The organism is Rhizobium sp. BK512, from assembly GCF_014194915.1.
Taxonomy (GTDB): Bacteria; Pseudomonadota; Alphaproteobacteria; order Rhizobiales; family Rhizobiaceae; genus Rhizobium.
Map to the genome: position 1 here is coordinate 760640 of NZ_JACIAS010000002.1, position 21406 is coordinate 782045.

At 60.0% G+C, this 21406-nt stretch carries 22 protein-coding genes; 4 read left to right on the top strand and 18 right to left on the bottom strand.

Going from position 1 to position 21406, the window contains the following annotated elements; all coding sequences use genetic code 11:
• Positions 1 to 159: 159 nt before the first annotated feature.
• From ntrC to dusB, 3 genes are read right to left on the bottom strand one after another with little or no spacing between them, the layout of a single operon-like run.
• A complete protein-coding gene (gene ntrC, locus FHX06_RS09665) occupies positions 160 to 1611 on the bottom strand; it encodes a nitrogen regulation protein NR(I) (RefSeq protein WP_112547167.1) in 1452 nt (483 codons plus the stop codon).
• Complete coding sequence (locus FHX06_RS09670) at positions 1608 to 2762, bottom strand: two-component system sensor histidine kinase NtrB (RefSeq protein ID WP_113202914.1); 1155 nt, start codon at positions 2760 to 2762, stop codon at positions 1608 to 1610. The genes ntrC and FHX06_RS09670 overlap by 4 nt, the downstream gene beginning before the upstream one ends.
• On the bottom strand, positions 2759 to 3778 hold the full coding sequence (gene dusB / locus FHX06_RS09675) for a tRNA dihydrouridine synthase DusB (protein ID WP_183879045.1): 1020 nt from the start codon (positions 3776 to 3778) through the stop codon (positions 2759 to 2761). The genes FHX06_RS09670 and dusB overlap by 4 nt, the downstream gene beginning before the upstream one ends.
• Before the next feature lie 141 nt (positions 3779 to 3919).
• On the opposite strand from dusB, the gene FHX06_RS09680 reads away from it, so the two are divergent.
• The 3 genes from FHX06_RS09680 to FHX06_RS09690 all read left to right on the top strand — a co-directional run bounded on the left by FHX06_RS09680 (position 3920) and on the right by FHX06_RS09690 (position 6015).
• The gene (locus FHX06_RS09680; RefSeq protein WP_183879047.1) at positions 3920 to 5140 is read left to right on the top strand and encodes a bifunctional 2-C-methyl-D-erythritol 4-phosphate cytidylyltransferase/2-C-methyl-D-erythritol 2,4-cyclodiphosphate synthase; all 1221 of its coding nucleotides are present in this window, start codon (positions 3920 to 3922) and stop codon (positions 5138 to 5140) included.
• Positions 5137 to 5631, top strand: a complete 495-nt coding sequence (locus FHX06_RS09685) for a CinA family protein (protein WP_183879049.1) — start codon at positions 5137 to 5139, stop codon at positions 5629 to 5631. The genes FHX06_RS09680 and FHX06_RS09685 overlap by 4 nt, the downstream gene beginning before the upstream one ends.
• A gap of 78 nt (positions 5632 to 5709) precedes the next feature.
• Positions 5710 to 6015, top strand: coding sequence for a hypothetical protein (locus FHX06_RS09690; protein WP_113013624.1), 306 nt, complete (start codon positions 5710 to 5712; stop codon positions 6013 to 6015).
• A gap of 8 nt (positions 6016 to 6023) precedes the next feature.
• Here FHX06_RS09690 and FHX06_RS09695 read toward each other — a convergent pair whose 3' ends face one another.
• The 13 genes from FHX06_RS09695 to eno form a co-directional block, all read right to left on the bottom strand.
• Entirely contained in the window at positions 6024 to 6473 is a 450-nt protein-coding gene (locus FHX06_RS09695) for a type II toxin-antitoxin system RatA family toxin (protein ID WP_113148350.1), read from the bottom strand.
• Between the two features lie 9 nt (positions 6474 to 6482).
• Complete coding sequence (locus tag FHX06_RS09700; protein ID WP_183879051.1) at positions 6483 to 7070, bottom strand: AAA family ATPase; 588 nt, start codon at positions 7068 to 7070, stop codon at positions 6483 to 6485.
• A gap of 150 nt (positions 7071 to 7220) precedes the next feature.
• Complete coding sequence (gene lipA / locus FHX06_RS09705; RefSeq protein ID WP_113148348.1) at positions 7221 to 8192, bottom strand: lipoyl synthase; 972 nt, start codon at positions 8190 to 8192, stop codon at positions 7221 to 7223.
• 105 nt (positions 8193 to 8297) lie between these two features.
• Positions 8298 to 8546, bottom strand: coding sequence for a GlsB/YeaQ/YmgE family stress response membrane protein (locus FHX06_RS09710; RefSeq protein WP_112547158.1), 249 nt, complete (start codon positions 8544 to 8546; stop codon positions 8298 to 8300).
• A gap of 13 nt (positions 8547 to 8559) precedes the next feature.
• Positions 8560 to 8814 (bottom strand): GlsB/YeaQ/YmgE family stress response membrane protein, encoded by a 255-nt coding sequence (locus FHX06_RS09715; RefSeq protein ID WP_007822459.1) that lies wholly within the window; start codon positions 8812 to 8814, stop codon positions 8560 to 8562.
• Between the two features lie 78 nt (positions 8815 to 8892).
• On the bottom strand, positions 8893 to 10338 hold the full coding sequence (gene lpdA / locus FHX06_RS09720) for a dihydrolipoyl dehydrogenase (protein ID WP_183879053.1): 1446 nt from the start codon (positions 10336 to 10338) through the stop codon (positions 8893 to 8895).
• A gap of 16 nt (positions 10339 to 10354) precedes the next feature.
• Complete coding sequence (locus FHX06_RS09725) at positions 10355 to 10933, bottom strand: GNAT family N-acetyltransferase (RefSeq protein ID WP_183879055.1); 579 nt, start codon at positions 10931 to 10933, stop codon at positions 10355 to 10357.
• Positions 10934 to 10935: 2 nt separating this feature from the next.
• Positions 10936 to 11577 carry an SGNH/GDSL hydrolase family protein gene (locus tag FHX06_RS09730; protein ID WP_112547155.1) on the bottom strand — a complete coding sequence of 214 codons (642 nt, stop codon included), beginning with the start codon at positions 11575 to 11577 and terminating at the stop codon, positions 10936 to 10938.
• Between the two features lie 21 nt (positions 11578 to 11598).
• Positions 11599 to 12948 (bottom strand): pyruvate dehydrogenase complex dihydrolipoamide acetyltransferase, encoded by a 1350-nt coding sequence (locus FHX06_RS09735; RefSeq protein WP_113202919.1) that lies wholly within the window; start codon positions 12946 to 12948, stop codon positions 11599 to 11601.
• A 15-nt stretch (positions 12949 to 12963) separates the two neighbouring features.
• A complete protein-coding gene (locus FHX06_RS09740) occupies positions 12964 to 14361 on the bottom strand; it encodes a pyruvate dehydrogenase complex E1 component subunit beta (protein ID WP_112547819.1) in 1398 nt (465 codons plus the stop codon).
• Positions 14362 to 14376: 15 nt separating this feature from the next.
• On the bottom strand, positions 14377 to 15423 hold the full coding sequence (gene pdhA, locus FHX06_RS09745) for a pyruvate dehydrogenase (acetyl-transferring) E1 component subunit alpha (protein ID WP_113212637.1): 1047 nt from the start codon (positions 15421 to 15423) through the stop codon (positions 14377 to 14379).
• Between the two features lie 146 nt (positions 15424 to 15569).
• Positions 15570 to 15890, bottom strand: a complete 321-nt coding sequence (locus tag FHX06_RS09750; RefSeq protein ID WP_112547821.1) for an FtsB family cell division protein — start codon at positions 15888 to 15890, stop codon at positions 15570 to 15572.
• A gap of 144 nt (positions 15891 to 16034) precedes the next feature.
• A complete protein-coding gene (gene eno / locus FHX06_RS09755) occupies positions 16035 to 17309 on the bottom strand; it encodes a phosphopyruvate hydratase (protein WP_112547822.1) in 1275 nt (424 codons plus the stop codon).
• Positions 17310 to 17782: 473 nt separating this feature from the next.
• On the opposite strand from eno, the gene FHX06_RS09760 reads away from it, so the two are divergent.
• Positions 17783 to 19594 carry a methyl-accepting chemotaxis protein gene (locus FHX06_RS09760; RefSeq protein WP_183879057.1) on the top strand — a complete coding sequence of 604 codons (1812 nt, stop codon included), beginning with the start codon at positions 17783 to 17785 and terminating at the stop codon, positions 19592 to 19594.
• Positions 19595 to 19607: 13 nt separating this feature from the next.
• On the opposite strand, the gene kdsA is transcribed toward FHX06_RS09760, so the two are convergent.
• On the bottom strand, positions 19608 to 20456 hold the full coding sequence (gene kdsA, locus FHX06_RS09765; protein ID WP_112547824.1) for a 3-deoxy-8-phosphooctulonate synthase: 849 nt from the start codon (positions 20454 to 20456) through the stop codon (positions 19608 to 19610).
• The gene (locus tag FHX06_RS09770) at positions 20453 to 21340 is read right to left on the bottom strand and encodes a VOC family protein (RefSeq protein ID WP_113212639.1); all 888 of its coding nucleotides are present in this window, start codon (positions 21338 to 21340) and stop codon (positions 20453 to 20455) included. The genes kdsA and FHX06_RS09770 overlap by 4 nt, the downstream gene beginning before the upstream one ends.
• Positions 21341 to 21406 lie beyond the last annotated feature (66 nt).

Here is a 21406-nt window from a genome sequence, read left to right on the forward strand (position 1 = left end):
CCGCCGCGCCCAACGAGAAAGCCAAACCAACGCCGGTTTCGAAAAACCGGCGTCCAAACGACTCGATCGTGGGCGAATGTCCAAACCCTATGCGTGACCTTTAAGCAACGCATTGTGGCGAAAATGCAACGCACTTTGCCACAATGTCAAGGTCGAAGGTCAGGCGGTACGGGAGCTTCTGTAGACGGAAACGCCGAGTTCGCGGATCTTTTTGCGCAGCGTATTGCGGTTCAGGCCCAGCAAATCGGCGGCTTTGATCTGGTTGCCGCGGGTGGCCGTCAATGCCGCAAGTATTAACGGATATTCCATTTCCGTTAATATGCGATCGTAAAGGCCCGGCGGCGGCAGGTTTTCGCCGAAACTGGCGAAATAGGTGCGCATATTCTCTTCGACCGCCTGGGCAATCGTCATCGTGCCGCTGCGGATCGGGCCCTTGTCGATCGGGCTATCGGGGACATCGGAGCGAAGCTCGGCGTCGATGATCTCGCGGGTGATGACATCCTGTGGATAAAGCGCCATCAGGCGGCGGATAAGGTTTTCCAGTTCGCGCACGTTGCCGGGCCAGGCATAGGCCTTCATCAGCTCCAGCGCCTCCTGATCGAAGCGCTTGGAGCCGAGACCTTCCTTTTCGGCCTGTTGGACGAAATGACGGACGAGGTCCGGGATATCTTCGGCACGATCGCGCAGCGGCGGCAGGCGCAGCGGCACGACATTGAGGCGATAATAGAGGTCTTCGCGGAACAGACCCTGATTGATCGCCTGCTTCAGATCCTTGTTGGTGGCAGCCACGATGCGCACATCGGTGCGGATCGGCGTGCGGCCGCCGACGGTCGTATATTCGCCCTGCTGCAGCACGCGCAGAAGACGCGTCTGGGCATCCATCGGCATGTCGCCGATTTCATCGAGGAACAGCGTCCCACCTTCGGCCTGTTCGAAACGACCGGTGGAGCGGGTCTGCGCGCCGGTGAAGGCGCCTTTCTCATGGCCGAAGAGTTCGGATTCGATGAGATCGCGCGGGATGGCGGCCATGTTGATGGCGACGAAGGGGCCGTTGCGGCGCTTGCCGTAATCGTGCAGAGCACGCGCCACGAGCTCCTTGCCGGTACCGGACTCGCCGGTGATCATCAGCGTCAGATCCGTCTGCATGAGGCGGGCGAGAACGCGGTAGATTTCCTGCATGGCCGCGGAACGGCCGACGAGCGGCATGCCGTCCTGCATGTCTTCGTCGAGCTTGGCCGGCTTCTTCTTCGGCTCGGCGAGCGCCCGGCCGATGATGCCGATCAGCTCCGTCAGGTCGAACGGCTTCGGCAGGTAGTCATAGGCGCCTTTTTCCGATGCCTTGATCGCCGTCATGAACGTATTTTGCGCGCTCATGACGAGAACGGGCAGCTCCGGTCGCGCCTTCTTGATGCGGGGCAGAAGGTCGAACGCATTCTCATCGGGCATGACGACATCGGTGACGACGAGATCGCCCTCGCCGGCTGAAACCCAGCGCCACAGCGTCGCGGCATTGGAAGTAATGCGCACATCGTAACCGGCGCGGCTCAAGGCCTGATTGAGCACCGTGCGGATGGCCGCATCGTCATCTGCAACGAGGATCGTGGCTGTCATCTATTGGGTCCTGTCGAGCTTGCAATAGCGGCGTCGTCAAGCGAGGCATCCTTGGAGGCCGGCATGAGGACGCGGAAAATCGTGCGGTTGTTCTGGCTGTCGCATTCGATGATGCCGCCATGATCGCCGATGATCTTGGCAACGAGGGCGAGACCCAGGCCGCTGCCATTCGTCTTGGTGGTGATGAAGGGGTCGAAAAGATGCGGCAGCAGGTCCGTCGGCACGCCAGGACCATTATCGATGACGCAGAATTCCAGCGGCAGCGAGATTTTTTCGCGCGTGCCGGCGACCGAAAGGCGGATGCCCGGGCGATAGGCGGTCGTCAGGATGATTTCACCATCCGGACGATCGCCGACGGCTTCGGCAGCGTTCTTGACCAGATTGAGGAAGACCTGCACCAGCTGATCGCGATTGGCGTAGACGGCCGGCAGCGACGGGTCGTAATTCTCCGTCACGCGGATATTGCGGGCAAAGCCCGCCTTGGCAACGGCCTTCACATGATCAAGCACGGAATGGATGTTGACCGGCACGCGGTCGACCGGGCGCTCATCGGAAAAGACTTCCATGCGATCGACCAGCGAAACGATGCGGTCGGTCTCGTCGCAGATCAGCCGCGTCAACGCGCGGTCGTCGTCGATCACGGACTGTTCGAGAAGCTGTGCAGCACCGCGGATACCGGAGAGCGGGTTCTTGATCTCATGCGCCAGCATGGAGGCGAGACCCGTGACCGAGCGGGCGGCCGCACGATGTGTCAGCTGCCGATCGATCTTGTCTGCCATCGACCGTTCCTGGAAGACGACAACGACCGAGCCCGGCTCGGCAATGACGGGCGCAACATAGAGATCGACGAGCTTGTCCTGCCCGAGACGCGGCGAGCTCAAATCCACGCGGTATTCATTGACCGGGGCCTTGCGTTCGCGCACCTGGTCGATCAAGGCCAGGAGCGGGCTGCCGAAGGGAATGAAGGTCGAAATGCGGTAGCGGGAGAGATGCGCGGCGCTGGCGCCAAAGAAGGCTTCGGCCTCCCAGTTGGCAAAGACGATGAAACCGCCCTCATCGACCATGACGACAGGGTTCTGGATAGCGTTCAGCACTGCCATCGCCATGGTGTTGACCGCATTTTCAGGGGAAGTCGTGCCGTCCGTGCTCATGCCGCCTCCCGCCGCTCTACCGCACCAGCCGCCATCGCATCGCCGAAACGGAAGATCACATCATCAGGATCGCGCGATGTCATGATCGCAGCCTTTCCCTCGCCGGAAAGGTCCGGCGCGAAGCGCTCCAGATACCAGCCGAGATGTTTGCGGGCGTGCCTGACGGCAACTGCCTCGCCATAGAATTCCAGCATCATGCGATAGTGCTCGATGGCAATTGCAGCAATCTCCTCGCGCTCGGGTTCCCGGGCTCCTGCCAGGACACCGGCATGCCACGGCCTGCCCTGGCTGCCGCGGCCGATCATCACGGCATCGGCGCCCGAGCGGCGCAAGATCTCCTGCGCATCCTCAGCCGTTTCGACATCGCCGTTGGCGATCAGGGGCACGGAAATGACATCGCGTACGGGGCGAATTGCATCCCAGTCCGCCCTGCCCGTGTAAAACTGCATGCGGGTGCGGCCATGGATGGTGATGAGTTTCACCCCCGCCTCTTCGGCGCGCTTCGCGATATGCGGCGCATTGATGGAATTCTCGTCCCAGCCGAGACGCATCTTCAGCGTCACGGGGATATCGACAGCCCTGACCGTCGCCTCGACAAGCTCAAGCGCATGATCCGGATCGCGCATCAGCGCCGAACCGGAATAGCCGCCGATGACCTTCTTGGCCGGGCAGCCCATATTGATGTCGATGATGTCGGCGCCATGATCGGCCGCGATCTTGGCGGCTTCGGCCATCCAGTATGCCTCGCGACCGGCGAGCTGCACCATGTGCGGACGGAAACCGGCGGCCCGAAGGCGTGCCCAGGATTCGGCAGTGTCGTTCACCAGCTCCCGGCTCGCCACCATTTCGGTCACGACGAGGCCTGCACCATAACGCCAGGCGAGCTCTCGGAACGGCATGTCCGTCACACCCGACATCGGCGCAAGCACAACGCGGTTCCGCACGGACACCGGTCCGATTCGAAAAGGCGTTGCGAGGTCCTTGGAAATCAAATGATTATCTTTCAGGCACACCATGTAACTGCATTATTTTTAGCCATAGATCTACGGCTTGCCAAGAGGGTCGAGCCCGAATTGATATTTTTTGGGCAAATGCTGGAAAAGGCCGAAGCAAGACGATAGAGCAACTGACATCCATTCCGCATATTTCAGGGATTTATGCTGCAAATGCATACTAAGCAACCGATATCGGCTGGGATTGTCGTCGTTGCGGCAGGCCGTGGGGAACGCGCCGGATCGTCGGAGGAAGGCCCCAAACAATACCGGATGATCGGCGGCAAGCCGGTTATCGTCCACACGCTTGAAAATTTCATGACATGGGAACCGGCAACGCAGATCGTCGTCGTCATCCATCCCGACGACGAGGCACTCTTTGCCAGAGCGTCCCGGCATATCATCTCGGCAACGCCGATCGAGACGGTTCACGGTGGCGCGACCCGACAGCAGTCGGTGCTGGCAGGTCTTCGGCACCTTAGGGATAAGGGCATCAGCCATGTGCTCATCCATGATGCGGTGCGTCCTTTCTTCGACCACCAGCTTCTCGACCGGATCGCCGATACGCTTTTAGCCGGCGCGCCAGCCGTGCTGCCTGCCGTGCCTGTTGCCGACACGCTGAAGCAGGCCAGCAGCGACGGAACCGTGCTCAAGACCATCCCGCGCGATCAGCTCTATGCGGCCCAGACGCCGCAATCCTTCGATTTTGCCACGATCCTCGAAGCGCATGAAAAGGCAGCGGAAAGCGGCAAGACGAATTTCACCGACGATGCCTCGATTGCCGAGTGGTTCGGCATTCCCGTGACCATCGTCGAAAGCGCTGCAACGAACGTGAAGCTGACAGTGAAGAGCGATATCACCATGGCCGACGACAAACTCTCGGGCGCCCGTATTCCCGATGTGCGGACCGGCAACGGCTATGACGTGCATCAGCTCGAGCCCGGCGACGGCGTGACGCTCTGCGGCGTCTTCATTCCGCACGACCAGAAGCTCAAGGGCCATTCGGATGCGGATGTGGCGCTGCATGCGCTGACGGACGCGCTGCTTGCCACCTGTGGCGCCGGCGATATCGGAGACCATTTCCCGCCCTCCGATCCGCAATGGAAGGGTGCTGCATCCCGTATCTTCATCGAGCACGCAGCAAAGATCGTGCGCGCGCATGGCGGCACGATTACCAATGCGGATGTCTCGCTGATTGCGGAAGCACCGAAGGTCGGGCCACATCGCGAGGCCATGCGCGCCAAACTCTCGGAGTTTCTCGGCATAGACATCGAGCGCTGCTCGGTAAAGGCCACCACCAACGAAAAGATCGGCTTCGTCGGCCGCCGCGAAGGCATCGCGGCAATCGCAACCGCAACCGTCGTCTATGGAAGCACGAAGCGATGAGCCTGTTTCCCGCAGACATCACGGCGACGGCGGAAGACATCATCCGGGATTTCACGGCTGCAGGCCTCATGGTCTCGACAGCGGAATCGTGCACGGGCGGACTGATTGCCGGCGCGCTCACGGAAATTTCGGGATCGTCTGCTGTCGTTGACCGTGGCTTCGTGACCTATACGAACGTGGCCAAGATGCAGATGCTCGGCGTACAGGACGAAACGCTTGCCCGTTTCGGTGCGGTTTCGGAGGAGACGGCCCGGCAAATGGTGCATGGCGCCCTCTTCCGCTCCCGCGCTCACCTGGCGGTCGCTGTCACGGGTATTGCCGGTCCTGGCGGCGGATCGCCGGAAAAGCCGGTCGGGCTGGTGCATCTTGCGGCGAAATCACGTTCAGGTAAGCTTGTCTATCGTAAGATGCTGTACGGAGACATCGGCCGCACGGATGTCCGGCTGGCGACGATCCGCACGGCACTTCAAATGCTTATCGAGATTGTGTGATTTTGAGTAACGCAACAAAAGGCAGTAACGTCGGTTTCTGCCGCGTCCAGGCAAGAGCCGTATTGAGGAACCAGTCAAATGAGATATTTCGCATGCATCGGTGTCGTCTTGAGCCTCGCCTGCGTTTCTGCGGCTGAAGCACCATCCAACTATCAGGTTTACGGCGGCGTGCGGGTGGATTCCGATCCGGTCCTGCTGCGCAAATACGACCATGCGCTCAGCCGCTGCCAGCCGGAAGCGTTGGGCTATCGCGGATCGCCTGATACCACCAGCCTGCTCTACAACGCTGCGCTCAGAGGCTGCCTGTATCGCTACAGCTTCACCGATCGCGGTTCCTATGCCTATCCGGCAACACAGATCTTCGACCATTTCATCGATCGCTGACCAAGCTTCTACCGGCTGTAGATCGTCGCTGCCCGCTTTTCGAAGGCTTCCGTGAACATGCGGAAAGCCCTGTCGAACATTGAGCCCATCAGCGCGCCAAGAATACGGCTCTTGAACTCATAGTCGATGAAGAAATCGACCGTGCAGCCGCCGCCTTCCGCCTCGACAAACCGCCAGCGGTTGTCGAGGTAGCGGAACGGACCGTCGATATATTTGACATCGATGATGCGCTCGGCCCTGTTCAGCAGCACCTGCGTGGTAAAGGTTTCGCGGATCGCCTTGTAGCCGACGGTCATATCGGCGATCAGCAGCAACTTGCCATCGCGTTCCTTGCGGTTCTTCACCGACAGGGCTTCGCAAAGCGGGAGAAATTCCGGATAGCGTTCGACATCAGACACGAGGTCGAACATCTGGTCGGGCGTGTGTGGGACGGAGCGATGCGTTTCAAATTGCGGCATGAAGCGCAGTTAAGCCGGCACACCGAGAAGATCAAGAAGCGCGCGCATTTGGCTGCGGGATTTCACCTGCAAAACCGGCACATGCGGCCCATGAGTTGCGATGGCGGAAGTCACCCGCGGCGAAAATTTCGTCTCGAAGGTCCAGATGAATTCCAGAAACTTCCAGTCCACCTTTTCTATGCAGCCCGGCGCCATCTCCGGACGTGTGCGGCCGATATGTTTCAGCCAGCGCGTCACCACACCCCAGACGCAGAGCAGGCGCGGCATGCGGACCCAGATGACGATATCGGTGCGCGGCAGGCGGATGTCGAAAGTGGAGGTATTGGTGCCGTCCATGATCCAGCGCTCGCCGACAATCCTTTCGACGATCCGCTGGCGCTGCTCTTCCTTGCTGCGCTCCACCCAGCCCGGCAGCCAGAGAATATCGCGGTCGATCGAGAGATAGGTGAGTTCGAACCGGCGCGCCAGCTTCTGCGCAAGCGTCGACTTGCCACCGCCGGAGCAGCCGATCACCATGATCCGCCTTGCATCACGGATCCGGGCGGCTGCAAAGACGTCATCGACATAGTTGATCGTTTGGTCGGCCTGCCCTTGCATACTCCAGTCCTCCTAGCCGTTTGCCGACGGCAACCGGGAAAGCGGCGTGCTGGCTAGCTGCTTCACATGACCTGAAGATGACAACGAAGCGCACAAAGAAAGACCACGGCAAAAAATCGCCGCGGCCTCTTCAAGTCAAGATGTAAGGGCTTATTCCGCAGCCAGCAGCAGCTTCTTCTCGCGTGCAGCCTTCAGGCGGGCGAAGTCGTCGCCGGCATGATGCGAGGAGCGGGTCAGCGGACTGGAAGCGACCATCAGGAAGCCCTTGGTGTAGGCGACCGTCTCGTAGGACTTGAACTCTTCCGGTGTGACGAAGCTTTCGACCTTGTGGTGCTTGCGGCTCGGCTGCAGATACTGGCCGATCGTCAGGAAATCGACATCGGCGGTGCGCAGGTCATCCATGAGCTGAAGAACCTCGTTCCGTTCCTCACCGAGGCCGACCATGATCCCGGACTTGGTGAACATTGTGGGGTCGAGTTCCTTCACGCGCTGCAGCAGGCGGATGGAATGGAAATAGCGTGCGCCAGGGCGAACCGTCAGGTAGTTGCCGGCAACGGTTTCCATATTGTGGTTGAAGACATCGGGCTTGGCGGCGACGACACGTTCCAGCGCACCGGGCTTCTTCAGGAAGTCTGGCGTCAGGATCTCGATCGTCGTCAGCGGCGATGCGGCACGGATTGCCCAGATCACCTTTTCGAAATGCTCGGCGCCACCGTCTTCCAGATCGTCACGGTCGACAGAGGTGATGACGACATGGCTGAGGCCCATCTGCTTGACGGCCTTTGCGACGTTTTCAGGCTCGGCCATGTCGAGCGCATTCGGCTTGCCGGTGGCGACATTGCAGAAGGCGCAGGCGCGGGTACAGATCTCGCCCATGATCATGAAGGTGGCGTGCTTCTTGTCCCAGCACTCGCCAATATTCGGGCAGCCTGCCTCTTCGCAGACGGTGACGAGCTTGTGCTCCTTCACGATCGAACGGGTCTCGGCATAGCCTTTCGAGGTCGGCGCCTTCACACGGATCCAGTCCGGCTTGCGCAGGACTTCCGTATCGGGGCGATGCGCCTTTTCCGGATGCCGCACGCGCTTTACGTCGGGATTGATCGTGTCGAGAATGGTGACCATGTCAGTTCAACTTTCCGCCGCCCCATGCGGCCCGGCTTCTCATATTGCGCATCGCTCCTTTATTCAAATCTTTCGATCTGAGGAGATGCGCCCGATCTTCGCACTTTATCTTCGAACCAGCCGCGCGAAGAATATCAGCAGGCAGGCGCCGATGAAGCCGGTTACGAAATAGCCGAACCTTCCACCGGCGACCTCAATGTGGAATTGCGCCAGGATGGCGGTTGCGACAACCGAGCCGACGATGCCGAGGACAATGTTCAGCAAGACGCCATAACGCGCTTCCATCAGCTTGCCCGCAAGCCAGCCTGCAAGTCCGCCGATGATGATTGCCGAAATCCAGCCGACGCCTTCCATTCTATCCCTTGCCCTACGCTATCGCCCTTGCGATCAGCACCACGACAATGGCGCCGACTGTTGCGTGGATGATCTGAACCACCAATGCATTTTCAATGCCCAGCGATATACCCAGCGCATTGAACAGAAAACCGCCCACGAACGCGCCGATGATGCCGCTGAGCAGGCACCGTATCAACCCACCCCCACCAACGACCAGGCTTGCGAGAAAGCCCGCGACAAGGCCGATCAGCAGAAAGATGAGAAGCGACTGCGTGCCCATAGACATGATGATTTCCTTTCGTTTTTTCCACCCTGACGGGGACGGAATTTTCCATCCCCGGATAAAGGGCAGATCAGGAAATTATCAAGCGTTCAGAACGCGGCCGTAAGCATCCAGCACGCTTTCCTTCATCGTCTCCGAAATCGTCGGATGCGGGAAGATCGTGTGCATCAGTTCTTCTTCCGTCGTCTCCAGGTTCATGGCAACGACGAAGCCCTGGATGAGTTCGGTGACTTCGGCACCGACCATGTGGGCGCCAAGCAGCTCACCGGTCTTCTTGTCGAAGATTGTCTTGACCAGACCCTGGTCTTCGCCAAGCGCGACTGCCTTGCCATTGGCGCTGAAGGGGAAGCGGCCGACTCTGACATCGCGGCCCTGCTCCTTGGCCTTGGCTTCCGTCAGGCCGACGGAGGCGACCTGCGGGTTGCAATAGGTGCAGCCCGGGATCTTCTGCCTGTCCATCGGGTGGACATTCGGCAGGCCGGCGATCTTCTCGACGCAGATGACGCCTTCATGCTCTGCCTTATGAGCCAGAAGCGGCGCACCGGCGACGTCGCCGATTGCGTAGATGCCGGGCACGTTGGTCTTGCCGTAGCCATCGATGACGATGAAGCCGCGATCGGTCTTGACGCCGACAGTTTCCAGGCCGATGCCCTCGACGTTGGCCTGCACGCCGACGGCCGAGATCATGCGGTCGGCGGTGATCGTCTCGGTCGTGCCGTCCTTCTTCTCGATGGTCGCGGTGATCGAGTTTGCACCCTTCTCCACCTTGGCCACCTTGGCTTCGAGATGGATCTTCATGCCCTGGCGTTCGAACTGCTTCTTGGCGAGCGCGGAGATTTCCGCATCCTCGACCGGCATGACCTGGCTCATGATTTCGACGACGGTAACGTCGACGCCCATGGTGCGATAGAAGCTTGCGAATTCGATGCCGATGGCGCCCGAGCCCATGACGAGCAGGGACTTCGGCAGTTCATCAGCCTTCATCGCTTCGAAATAGGTCCAGATCAGCTTGCCGTCCGGCTCGATGCCCGGCAGGGCGCGCGGACGGGCGCCGGTCGCAACGATGATGTGCTTGGCGGTGTAGGTGCCCTCGCCCAGCGCATTCTTCGGCACCGGACCCATCGGCTCCATCGGCTTCTTCGTCGTCTTTGAAACGACGATCTCGCCGGGTTTGGCGATCTTGGCTTCGCCCCAGATGACGTCGACCTTGTTCTTCTTGAACAGGAAGCCGACGCCGTTGTTCATGCGATGTGCGATGCCGCGCGAACGGGTGACGATCGCCTTGATATCGGGCTTGATCGTGCCTTCCAGCACTAGGCCGTAGTCCTTGCCATGCTGGGCCGTATGAAGGACATCTGCGGAGCGCAGCAGCGCCTTGGTCGGGATGCAGCCCCAGTTTGAGCAGATACCAGCCAAATGTTCGCGCTCGACGCAGGCGACCTTGAGGCCGAGCTGTGCGGCGCGGATGGCGGCGATATAGCCGCCCGGACCGGAACCGATGACGATGACGTCGTAGGATTGAGCCATTGCTTTCCTGCCTTTGTTACGCTCCCGCGCGGGTCATCAAAACCCATGCGTGCTTCTTGCTGTTATCGAAGAGCGGCACGGCATTCATACGCGCCGCTTCCGAAAATCCGTTTCTTCCGTAAAGCGACAGAGCCGCTTCGTTACTATCCGACGTGATCAGGCTGACCGACAGCCGGTCTGCCCTTGCGAGCTGATCTTCCAGCAGCCTCTTGCCGATGCCGATACCGCGCATATGGCGATAGACCGCGAGACTGCCAATGAACCAATGCCCGATCACCGATCTCTGCATCGCCAGCATCGGCTCAAGGGCCGGATGGCGGGCTTCGAGATCGCGTATGCCTTCATCCACTTCATAGCCGATCGCCATTCCGGCGATCTCGTCATAGGCCTCGCCAATGACGGCGTTCTTCCAGCCGCCGAGCGCCTCATCGCTCATCTTCAGTCGGCCCCGCTCGAGCGGGGTATCGCTCATGCCGCTGGCAACATCGGCAAACCAGAGCCATGAGGCAAAACCGTGAGACGCGATATCCGCCAGGATCGCCAGTTCCGAGGCATCCCGGCGGGAGGCCTCTCGGAGGGCGAGGAAGGCGGCCACTGTCAGAGCCCCAGCATCACCCGCACGATGGGTTCCAGGCCCCGACCGAGCGCGCGTGTATTTTCTGCATCGAGGTGAATGCCGTCGAGCGGCGTGGTCCTGGCAACGGAATTGCCGTCGAAGAAGCCACAGCCGAGTTCATCGGCAAGGTCACGGTAAAGCGTCGGAAGCTTTGCCGATTCCTCGATACCGCCGGGGAAGGATGCCGCGAAGGGCACATTGCCCGTCTCGCAGATCGCCGGCGGCGCCACGATCAGGATCTCCGGCCCGTCGAATTCGAAGGGCCAGGCATGATTGCGGATCAGCCGCACCAGACGGCCGATGCCCTGGCATGCGGCAAAGGCCGAGCCGGCGACAACCGGCTTCATGTCGTTGGTGCCGAGCAGCAAGATGACGAGATCGAGCGGCGCATGCGTCTGCAGGATGGTCGGCAGAACGCGTGCGCCGTTGCGATCGCAATCAGCAAGATGGTCGTCAAAGGCGGTGGTGCGGCCGTTCAGGCCTTCCGCGATGACGCGAGCCTCGCTTCCGAGCGTAGCCTGAAGCACGCTCGGCCAGAGGTTCTCATAGGCATGACGACCGATCGTGTCGGCGTCATAGCCCCAGGTCAGCGAGTCACCATAGCAAAGAACAGTCTTCGTCATGTCCGCCCTCCCGCGTCCTGCTTAGACCAACATGCCCATCGGATTTTCGATGTAGCCCTTGAAAGCCTGAAGCAGCTCGGCGCCGAGAGCACCATCGACGCAGCGATGGTCAGTCGAGAGCGTGACGGTCATGACCGTTGCAATCGCCATTTCGCCGTTCTTGACGATGACACGCTGCTCGCCCGCGCCGACTGCGAGGATCGTCGCATGCGGCGGGTTGATGACGGCTGCGAAATTCTTCACGCCCATCATGCCCATGTTGGAGACCGAGGTCGTGCCGCCCTGATACTCCTCGGGCTTCAGCTTGCGGTCCTTGGCACGCTTGCCGAGATCGCGCATCTCGTTCGAGATGGTCGAGAGCGTCTTCTCTTCGGCCTTGCGGACGATCGGGGTGATCAGACCGCCGGGGATCGAGACAGCGACGCCGACATCGGCGTGCTTGTGCTTGACCATGGCGTTTTCGGTCCAGGAGACGTTGGCATCAGGAACGTCACGCAGTGCAAGCGCCAGGGCCTTGATGACCATGTCGTTGACCGAGATCTTGTAGGCTGGCGCGCTGTCCTTGCGGGGAGCGGCGTCATTCAGCTGCGCACGCAGCGCCATCAGCGCGTCGAGTTCGCAATCGACCGAAACGTAGAAGTGCGGAACGGTCTGCTTGGATTCAACGAGACGGCGGGCGATCGTCTTGCGCATGCCGTCGTGCGGTACGAGCTCGTAGGAGCCTTGTTCGAAGAGCTTGAGCACGGCTTCGTCCGAAGCTCCCTTCGGAGCGGCAGCGGCCGGAGCAGCAGCCTGCGGGGCAGCTGCAGCAGCAGCCGGGGCCGCCTTGGCGCCACCACCTGCAGCGGCAGCCTCGATATCACTCTTGACGACACGGCCATGCGGACCGGTGCCGGCAACGGCGGAAATATCGATGCCGGCTTCCTTCGCAAGGCGGCGGGCAAGCGGAGAGGAGAATGTGCGTGCGCCGTTCGAAGAGACTGCAGCCGGCGCCGGGGCAGCGGCCGGAGCCGCCGGTGCCGGAGCAGGTGCGGCCTCAGCCTTTGTTTCGGCCTGAGCCGGAGCGGCGGCAGCCTTCGGTGCCGGAGCGGCAGAGCCGGCGCCGCTTGCAGCAGCGGCGACATCTTCGCCATCAGCGGCGAGAACGGCGATCAGGGCATTGACCTTCACGCCTTCGGTGCCGGCCGCGACGACGATCTTGGCGACCGTTCCTTCGTCAACGGCTTCGACTTCCATCGTCGCCTTGTCGGTTTCGATCTCGGCGATCACATCGCCGGACTTGACCTTATCGCCTTCCTTGACCAGCCACTTGGCCAGATTGCCTTCTTCCATGGTCGGAGAGAGGGCGGGCATCGTGATATTGATCGGCATCGAAAGGCCCTCTCCTTATTTGTAGCAAACGGCTTTCACCGCATCGACCACTTCGCCGACATTCGGAAGCGCGAGCTTCTCGAGATTGGCAGCGTAAGGCATCGGAACGTCCTTGCCGGCGATCGTCAGGATCGGCGCATCGAGATAGTCGAAGGCCTGCTGCATGACGCGGGTGGCGATTTCCGTGCCGACCGAGTTCTGCGGATAACCTTCCTCGACGGTAACCAGGCGACCGGTCTTCTTGACCGATTCGATCACGGTCGGAAGGTCCATCGGACGAAGCGTGCGCAGATCGATCAGTTCGACATCGATGCCGATCTTTTCGAGTTCGGCGACCGCCTTCGTCGCATAGGTCATGCCTATACCGAAGGAGACGACGGTGACATCCTTGCCCGGACGATGGATGCGGGCCTTGCCGATCGGCAGAACGAAATTATCGAGCTTCGGTACATCGAAATGCTGGCCGTAGAGAATCTCGTTTTCGAGGAAGACGACCGGGTTCGGATCACGGATGGCAGCCTTCAGCAGACCCTTGGCGTCGGATGCCGTGTAAGGCATGACGACCTTCAGGCCCGGGATCGCACTGTACCAGGCTGCGTAGTCCTGGCTGTGCTGAGCGCCGACGCGGGCAGCAGCACCGTTCGGGCCGCGGAAGACGATCGGAGCGCCCATCTGGCCACCCGACATATAGAGCGTCTTGGCAGCAGAGTTGATGATCTGGTCGATCGCCTGCATGGCGAAGTTGAAGGTCATGAATTCGACGATCGGCTTCAGGCCGGCCATGGCAGCACCGACGCCGACGCCAGCAAAGCCGTGCTCGGTGATCGGCGTGTCGATGACGCGGCGAGCCCCGAATTCCTGCAGAAGACCCTGGGTCACCTTGTAGGCACCCTGGTATTCGGCGACTTCCTCGCCCATGACGAAGACGCTGTCATCGGCGCGCATTTCCTCAGCCATGGCATCGCGAAGCGCTTCGCGCACCGTCATCGAAACCATTTCGGTACCAGCCGGGATTTCCGGATCGTTCGGTACGAAAGCCTTGGGTTCAGCCGGAACTGGAGCGGCAGCCGAACCAGTATTCGTCGGCTTCTCTTCCTGCGCGACCTGGGGGGCGGCAACTGGAGCCGGCTGAGCGGCAGCCGGGGCTGCGGAAATCGCGTCGGCGGATTCGCCATCCTGTAACAGGACGGCGATCTTGGCATTGACCTTGACGTTTTCAGTGCCGGCCGGAACCAGCAACTTGCCGATGACGCCTTCGTCAACGGCTTCGACTTCCATCGTCGCCTTGTCGGTTTCGATTTCGGCAATCACGTCACCTGAAGTGACCTTGTCGCCTTCCTGCTTGAGCCACTTGGACAGCGTGCCTTCTTCCATCGTCGGAGAAAGGGCGGGCATGAGGATATCGATAGGCATGGGTTCCCTCCCCGATTAGAGCAGAATGTCGGTATAGAGCTCGGATGCATCCGGCTCCGGATCGGCCTGGGCGAAATCGGCGCTGTCGGCAACGATATCGCGGACTTCCTTGTCGATCGCCTTCAGATCGTCTTCGGTCGCCCAGCCCTTTTCCATCACGCGCAGGCGAACCTGCTCGATTGGATCCTGCTCGGAGCGCATCTTCTGCACTTCTTCCTTGGTGCGGTACTTCGCCGGATCGGACATGGAGTGACCGCGATAACGATAGGTCAGCATTTCCAGGATGATCGGGCCCTTGCCGGAGCGGCAATGTTCAAGCGCCTCATCGGCAGCGGCCTTGACGGCGCGAACGTCCATGCCGTCGACCTGCACGCCGGGGATACCGAAACCGGAACCACGGAGCGAATAATTCGACTGCGCCGTGGCGCGAGCCGTCGAGGTGCCCATGGCGTAGCGGTTGTTTTCGACGATATAGACGATCGGCAGCTTCCAGAGAGCAGCCATATTGAAGCTCTCGTAGACCTGACCCTGGTTGGCAGCACCGTCACCGAAATAGGCGATCGAGACGCTGTCGTTACCGCGATAACGGTTTGCAAAGGCAAGGCCCGTTCCGAGCGAAACCTGGGCACCGACAATGCCGTGGCCGCCGTAGAAATGCTTTTCCTTGGAGAACATGTGCATCGAACCGCCCTTCCCGTGGGAATAGCCGTTGCGACGCCCGGTCAGCTCCGCCATGACGCCACGGGCTTCCATGCCGGTAGCCAGCATATGACCATGGTCGCGATAGGCGGTAATGACCTGATCGCCGTCCTTCTGCGCCATCTGCATGCCGACGACGACAGCTTCCTGGCCGATATAAAGGTGACAGAAACCACCGATGAAGCCCATGCCGTAAAGCTGGCCCGCCTTTTCTTCGAAACGACGGATCAGCAGCATCTCGCGATATGCCTTCAGCTCCTCATCGCGATCGAAATCGGCGATGGGACCGCCATTCGATGCCTTGGCAGCAGATTTCGCGTTTGTCTTGCGGCTGGAAACGGTCGCGGTTTTGCGCAACGCCATTCAACCCTCCCTATGGGTTTATCGGTTCTCAGGTGGCGCGTACCATAGGGAAGAAAAATGACCACAGCAATGCCATAATTGCATGGCTCATATTCGCCGTTAAATTATTGATAAACAATAAGAATTTTAGATTAACCCAAATTCGGTTAATTGCGATAGTGATTGTAAATGACGATCTCGTCCGCGCGCGACATGTTGAGCTGATACCGCGCCTTTTCGTCGAGCATATCCTTGTCCAGCGAGCCGTCACTCAAGAGCGCAACCTGCGCCTCCAGATGCTCACGCTTGGCCTTCAGCACAGCCAGTTCCTTCTCGCGCGCGACACGCTGGCGCTCGAACGCCTCCGTCGCACGCAGACCATAGTCACCGTGAATGCAATGATAACCGAAATAGGAGAGGAAGGCGACCGTCATGGCCGGAATGACGAAGCGACCTGTCTTTCTCTTCTTATGATGCTTTGTCCACATACACGCATGCTCTAACGCATTACCAATCATTTCAATCTAGCGCGCAGAGATTAACCGTTCGTTGACTCTGAGCGACTCCCGGCCAGACTCAACAAAAAACCCGCGCCGGAGCGCGGGTTCCAAATGGCTGATTATAAGCGCGTATTAGGCGCGGATGATGGAGCGGCCGGCGTACTGAGCCTGCGGGCCGAGACCTTCTTCGATGCGGATCAGCTGGTTGTACTTGGCAAGGCGATCCGAGCGCGACAGCGAGCCGGTCTTGATCTGGCCGCAGTTGGTGGCAACTGCGAGATCGGCGATCGTGGAGTCCTCGGTTTCGCCGGAGCGGTGCGACATGACGGCGGTGTAGGCTGCCTTGTGCGCCGTGTTGACGGCATCGAGCGTTTCCGTCAGCGAGCCGATCTGGTTGACCTTGACCAGGATCGAGTTGGCGACGCCCATGCGGATACCGTCGCGCAGGCGAGCCGAGTTGGTGACGAACAAATCATCGCCAACCAGCTGGCACTTCTTGCCGGCGAGATCGGTCAGCGTCTTCCAGCCTTCCCAGTCGTCTTCAGCCATGCCGTCTTCGATGGAGATGATCGGATACTTGGCAGCGAGTTCTGCCAGGTACTCGGCCATGGCGCCTGGCTCGAGCGTGCGGCCTTCGCCTTCCAGTACGTACTTGCCGTCCTTGAAGAATTCGGTCGAGGCGCAATCGAGGCCGAGGCACATGTCGTCGCCCGGCTTGTAGCCGGCTTTCTCGATCGACTTCATGATGAAATCGAGGGCTTCCGGAGCGCTCTTGAGGCCCGGTGCGAAGCCGCCTTCGTCACCGACGTTGGTGTTGTGGCCCTGTGCCGCCAGTTCTTTCTTCAGCGTGTGGAAAACTTCCGAACCCATGCGGACGGCTTCGCGGATCGAATCTGCGCCGACCGGCAGGATCATGAATTCCTGGAAGTCGATCGGGTTATCGGCATGCGCGCCGCCGTTGATGATGTTCATCATCGGGACCGGCAAAAGGCTTGCGGAAGCACCGCCGACGTAACGGTAGAGCGGCAGGCCGGCAGCCTGCGCTGCAGCCTTTGCGACAGCAAGCGAAACGCCGAGGATGGCGTTGGCACCGAGGCGCGACTTGTTTGGCGTGCCGTCGAGTTCGATCATGATCTTGTCGATCTGAATCTGGTTTTCAGCATCGATGCCGCCGATGGCGTCGAAGATTTCCGTGTTGGCAGCTTCGACAGCCTTTTCAACACCCTTGCCGAGATAACGCTTGCCGCCATCGCGCACTTCGACGGCTTCGTGCGCGCCGGTCGAAGCACCCGAGGGAACAGCTGCACGGCCCATGCTGCCGTCTTCGAGATAGACGTCGACTTCGACGGTGGGGTTACCACGGCTATCGAGAATCTCGCGGGCGATGATATCGGTAATTGCAGTCATGGTCTCTTCCTGCTCGGTGGGTGGATAAATCGTTTGAAATCGTCTTAATCGAAGGCGTACAAATTACAAAGCCGCAATTTTGCACGTTCAGCAGCGCTTCAAACGTGGCCTATAGCACATTCATGTCAGGGTTTTGAAGGGAACGGCAGTCGCCGGTCAGCATATCCCACCCATCGAAAGATGATAAACAGTCCATCCGGGCAGAATGTTGGCAGGCCGCCACCGTCGATAGCAACCCACGGCTGAAAGTCCCTGGAATAGCCCCAATTTTGGACGGTTACACGCCCCTTGATTTTAGCCTTCGGTAACCATCCCGGCTTAATTTTAATACCCGTGTGAGATCCTCAGAAGTCAGTCGTTTCAGCCCTTGGGGCGATACCGAACGGCAGGGATGAAGAGCTGCAGCCTCGCGCCAAAAACAACCAGAACGCGATTTTATCGACTCTCTTGGCGACATTTCACATGGGGCACAGATGAAACTCAATATTGCACGCAGCCTTGCCATTTTCGGTGCCGTTGTCATCCTCGGACTGGTGATCTCCATCGGCCTGCAGAATTACGCACTCAACATGCTTCGTGTGAACGGGCTGATGTATAAGCAGATCATCTACGGCAAGGATCTTGTCGCCGATATTCTCCCGCCGCCGCTCTATGTCATCGAACCCTACATGCTCGCGCTCGAAGCGGTCGAGCAGCCAGCCTCGGCAAAGGCCAATATCGAACGCATCCAAACAGTTCTGAAGTCGGCTTATGAAGACCGCCGCAAATATTGGTCCGAAACGCCGCTCAGCGCCGATCTCAAGCGCAAGCTTCTCGACAACGTACTCGTCAAGGGCGACGCGTTCTGGCAAGTCATGAACGAGGAGGCGATACCCGCAATCCTGAAGGGCGACAAGGCCGCCATCGAATCGGCGCTCCCCAAGCTTGCTACGAATTTTCATGTTCACGAAGCGGCCGTAAACGAACTCGTGGCGATGGCCAACGCCTTCCAGATGGACGCCGAAAAGCAGGCAGCGGAACAGACGGAACTGCTCTCCGCCGTTACGCTATCGGCCGCCGCGCTTTCCTTCGTGATTATCGTCGTCGGGCTCTACATGTTCCGCCGGCGCGCAATCGTGCCGCTATCGGCGATGCGCGATTATATGGCGGTGCTTGCGAGCGGCGACTATTCCCGCGAAGTTCCCTATGTCAGACGATCTGACGAAATCGGAGAAATGGCGCGCGCGGTCACGGTCTTTCGCGAATCGGCAGAAGAACGCAACGCCATACGCGCGCTTCAGGACGAGGAGCGGCAGGCACAGATGCGCCGCGATGCCGAACTCGACGCATCGAAGAGCGCGGAGAATGCCACGCGCCAGCGCGTCATCGAAAGCCTGAGCGCAGGCCTGGAGCGTCTTTCACGCGGCGACCTGACCGTGCGTCTCGACGAGAAGTTTGCCAATACCTACGAGAAGCTTCGCGAGACCTTCAACACCAGCATCATCATTCTCTCCGATGCCATGAAAGACATCTCTGCCGCCACGAATACGGTCGGCGACAGTTCGCGCGAAATCGCGCTCAGCACCAATGATCTGGCACAGCGCACCGAGAGCCAGGCAGCTTCCCTCGAACAGGCGGCTTCGGCACTGGATCAGATCACGGTCACGGTGAAAAACTCCTCGGAGCGGGCCCATGAAGCCAATGCGATGATGTCAGCCACGAAGGAGAGCGCGGCGCATTCCGCCGAGATCGTTCGTGAAGCAGTGACTGCCATGGAGAAGATCGAGGACTCAGCGGTCAGGATCGGCGATATTATCAACGCCATCGATGAGATCGCCTTTCAGACCAATCTTCTAGCGCTCAACGCAGGTGTCGAGGCAGCACGCGCCGGAGACGCGGGGAAAGGCTTTGCCGTCGTCGCTCAGGAAGTCCGCGAGCTCGCCGGACGCTCTGCCAATCTCGCCAAGGAGATCAAGCTTCTCGTCGAGACGTCGTCGCGACAGGTTTCCGCGGGCGTTTCACTTGTCAACCGTACCGGCGAGGCACTCGGCGATATCGACCGCCAAGTGCTGCAGGTGACGGCGCTGATCGAAGCGATCGTGCGCTCGTCTTCGGAACAGTCGGTCGCGCTTGTCGAGGTCAACGCTGCCGTCAACCGGATGGATCAGGTGACCCAACAGAATGCTGCCATGGTCGAGGAAACGAACGCCGCCTGCCAGGAACTCGGCACCGAGGCGTCCCAGCTCGGGCGCATGCTCTCCCGCTTCGCACTGGAGGAAAAGCGCCCGTCCCGGGCGGCAGCGTGATGCCGCCCGCTGTTCAGGCGGCCTTGGCGATCGCGTCGAAGGCGAGAAGCTTCTCGAGAAGTCGCGGCATGTCCTTGAGGTAGACCATGTTCGGCCCGTCGCAGGGGGCGTTATCAGGATCCTGATGGGTTTCGATAAAGACACCGGCGACGCCGACGGCCACGGCTGCACGGGCCAGCGTCTCCACGAACTGCCGCTCGCCGCCGGAGGTTTCCCCCTGCCCGCCAGGCTGCTGGACTGAATGCGTGGCGTCGAAAATGACGGGGGCGCCCGTTGCTGCCATGATCGGCAGGGAACGCATGTCGGAGACCAGGGTATTGTAACCGAAGGACGCACCACGCTCGCAGAGCAGAATGTTCGGATTGCCGCTCTGGTTCAGCTTGCCGAGCACGTTCTTCATGTCCCAAGGCGCCAGGAACTGGCCCTTCTTGACGTTGATGACGCGGCCGGTCTTGGCAGCGGCGACCAGGAGATCCGTCTGGCGAGACAGAAAGGCTGGTATCTGCAGGATATCGACGACCTTACCCACTTCGGCGCATTGTTCTTCGTTGTGGATGTCGGTCAGAACCGGAATGCCGAGTTCTTTCTTGAGATCGGCGAAAACTTCCAGCCCCTTTTCAAGGCCGACACCGCGTTTGCTCGACAAGGACGACCGGTTCGCCTTGTCGAAAGAGGTCTTGTAGACGAGCCCGATGCCGAGCTTGGCGCAGAGTTCCTTCAATGTGCCGGCAACCATGAATGCATGGTCGCGGCTTTCCATTTCGCAAGCGCCAGCAATCAGCGACAGACGTGAAGCATTGGAGAAGGTGACCTTGCCGGCGCCTTCGCCGACCGTCACCACGGAGTTGGTAGTAGAGCTCATGATGTTTCCTCAAAGGCGAAGAGTACGCCCTGGCCGGGCGCAGGCTTCACCAGAATACGGTTGCCCTTGCGTGTATAGGTCACCCCGTTAGCAGCCAAATGCGCTTCTGTCACGGCCAGATCGCCGACAGCAAAGCGGATCGCCCGACCGCGCAGACCACGATCGGTATCCGACGTGGCAAGATCGAAATAAGCCTCCAGACCTTCCGGGGTCATCAGGCTGATCTTTGCGTTTCCGGTGGGCACGTCCAGCCCGAAACTCGTGACCTCAGTAGATGCGCCCTTTGCCGTGGAGCGAACGAACTCACCGAAGGCTGTCGGCTCGGGGGCCGCGAGCGCGATCTCGGCAATGCCTGTGACACCATTGGCATGGGTCTCAAGCGCGGTCCGGTCGGCAGGAAGCGGATTAACGCGTTCGACTGCGAAGAGAAAGAAATCCGGTGCCCGCAGGTCGCCAGCGAAGGCGAGCCGGAAGCCGGCAATATTCTCCGTGCCATCCGGCATTTTAACAGGGCGCTCGAACTGCAGCACAGAACCGGCACTCATACTGTCCTTCACGAATCGAGCATGTTCGTGCTTTGCATCTGCCGTCGCAAAGCCAATCGCGGACAGTCCTTCGCTGCCGCAGCGGAAGCGAAAAGCCTGATTGCGGGCGGTGAACACATTGCCATCGTGTGCTGCCCCCTCGCTCTCTTCGACGCTCGCGACACCCAGGGGCTCCAGATAGGTTTTGTCGGCAAAGAAAACGCAGGCATTTTCGGTCCCAAAAGGATGACGGGCATCCGGCGCCACAGTGAAACCAAGCTTGCCAAGTCTTTCGCGGGCAAGGTCGATATCGGTAACCGGCAAAACGAGATGATCGATTGCAAGCGTATCTTGGCTCATTAGGTCCCCTCCAACAGTCACAAGGAGATGTGCTTCAGCAGGTGTTGCGAGACAAGGCCGCGAAGG

What these genes read in the sequence shown, in the direction of transcription:
- ntrC (WP_112547167.1), bottom strand. Translation starts at nt 1,611, where the DNA reads ATGACAGCCACGATCCTCGTTGCAGATGACGATGCGGCCATCCGCACG.
- FHX06_RS09670 (WP_113202914.1), bottom strand. Translation starts at nt 2,762, where the DNA reads ATGAGCACGGACGGCACGACTTCCCCTGAAAATGCGGTCAACACCATG.
- dusB (WP_183879045.1), bottom strand. Translation starts at nt 3,778, where the DNA reads ATGGTGTGCCTGAAAGATAATCATTTGATTTCCAAGGACCTCGCAACG.
- FHX06_RS09680 (WP_183879047.1), top strand. Translation starts at nt 3,920, where the DNA reads ATGCTGCAAATGCATACTAAGCAACCGATATCGGCTGGGATTGTCGTC.
- FHX06_RS09685 (WP_183879049.1), top strand. Translation starts at nt 5,137, where the DNA reads ATGAGCCTGTTTCCCGCAGACATCACGGCGACGGCGGAAGACATCATC.
- FHX06_RS09690 (WP_113013624.1), top strand. Translation starts at nt 5,710, where the DNA reads ATGAGATATTTCGCATGCATCGGTGTCGTCTTGAGCCTCGCCTGCGTT.
- FHX06_RS09695 (WP_113148350.1), bottom strand. Translation starts at nt 6,473, where the DNA reads ATGCCGCAATTTGAAACGCATCGCTCCGTCCCACACACGCCCGACCAG.
- FHX06_RS09700 (WP_183879051.1), bottom strand. Translation starts at nt 7,070, where the DNA reads ATGCAAGGGCAGGCCGACCAAACGATCAACTATGTCGATGACGTCTTT.
- lipA (WP_113148348.1), bottom strand. Translation starts at nt 8,192, where the DNA reads ATGGTCACCATTCTCGACACGATCAATCCCGACGTAAAGCGCGTGCGG.
- FHX06_RS09710 (WP_112547158.1), bottom strand. Translation starts at nt 8,546, where the DNA reads ATGGAAGGCGTCGGCTGGATTTCGGCAATCATCATCGGCGGACTTGCA.
- FHX06_RS09715 (WP_007822459.1), bottom strand. Translation starts at nt 8,814, where the DNA reads ATGTCTATGGGCACGCAGTCGCTTCTCATCTTTCTGCTGATCGGCCTT.
- lpdA (WP_183879053.1), bottom strand. Translation starts at nt 10,338, where the DNA reads ATGGCTCAATCCTACGACGTCATCGTCATCGGTTCCGGTCCGGGCGGC.
- FHX06_RS09730 (WP_112547155.1), bottom strand. Translation starts at nt 11,577, where the DNA reads ATGACGAAGACTGTTCTTTGCTATGGTGACTCGCTGACCTGGGGCTAT.
- FHX06_RS09735 (WP_113202919.1), bottom strand. Translation starts at nt 12,948, where the DNA reads ATGCCGATCAATATCACGATGCCCGCCCTCTCTCCGACCATGGAAGAA.
- FHX06_RS09740 (WP_112547819.1), bottom strand. Translation starts at nt 14,361, where the DNA reads ATGCCTATCGATATCCTCATGCCCGCCCTTTCTCCGACGATGGAAGAA.
- pdhA (WP_113212637.1), bottom strand. Translation starts at nt 15,423, where the DNA reads ATGGCGTTGCGCAAAACCGCGACCGTTTCCAGCCGCAAGACAAACGCG.
- FHX06_RS09750 (WP_112547821.1), bottom strand. Translation starts at nt 15,890, where the DNA reads ATGTGGACAAAGCATCATAAGAAGAGAAAGACAGGTCGCTTCGTCATT.
- eno (WP_112547822.1), bottom strand. Translation starts at nt 17,309, where the DNA reads ATGACTGCAATTACCGATATCATCGCCCGCGAGATTCTCGATAGCCGT.
- FHX06_RS09760 (WP_183879057.1), top strand. Translation starts at nt 17,783, where the DNA reads ATGAAACTCAATATTGCACGCAGCCTTGCCATTTTCGGTGCCGTTGTC.
- kdsA (WP_112547824.1), bottom strand. Translation starts at nt 20,456, where the DNA reads ATGAGCTCTACTACCAACTCCGTGGTGACGGTCGGCGAAGGCGCCGGC.
- FHX06_RS09770 (WP_113212639.1), bottom strand. Translation starts at nt 21,340, where the DNA reads ATGAGCCAAGATACGCTTGCAATCGATCATCTCGTTTTGCCGGTTACC.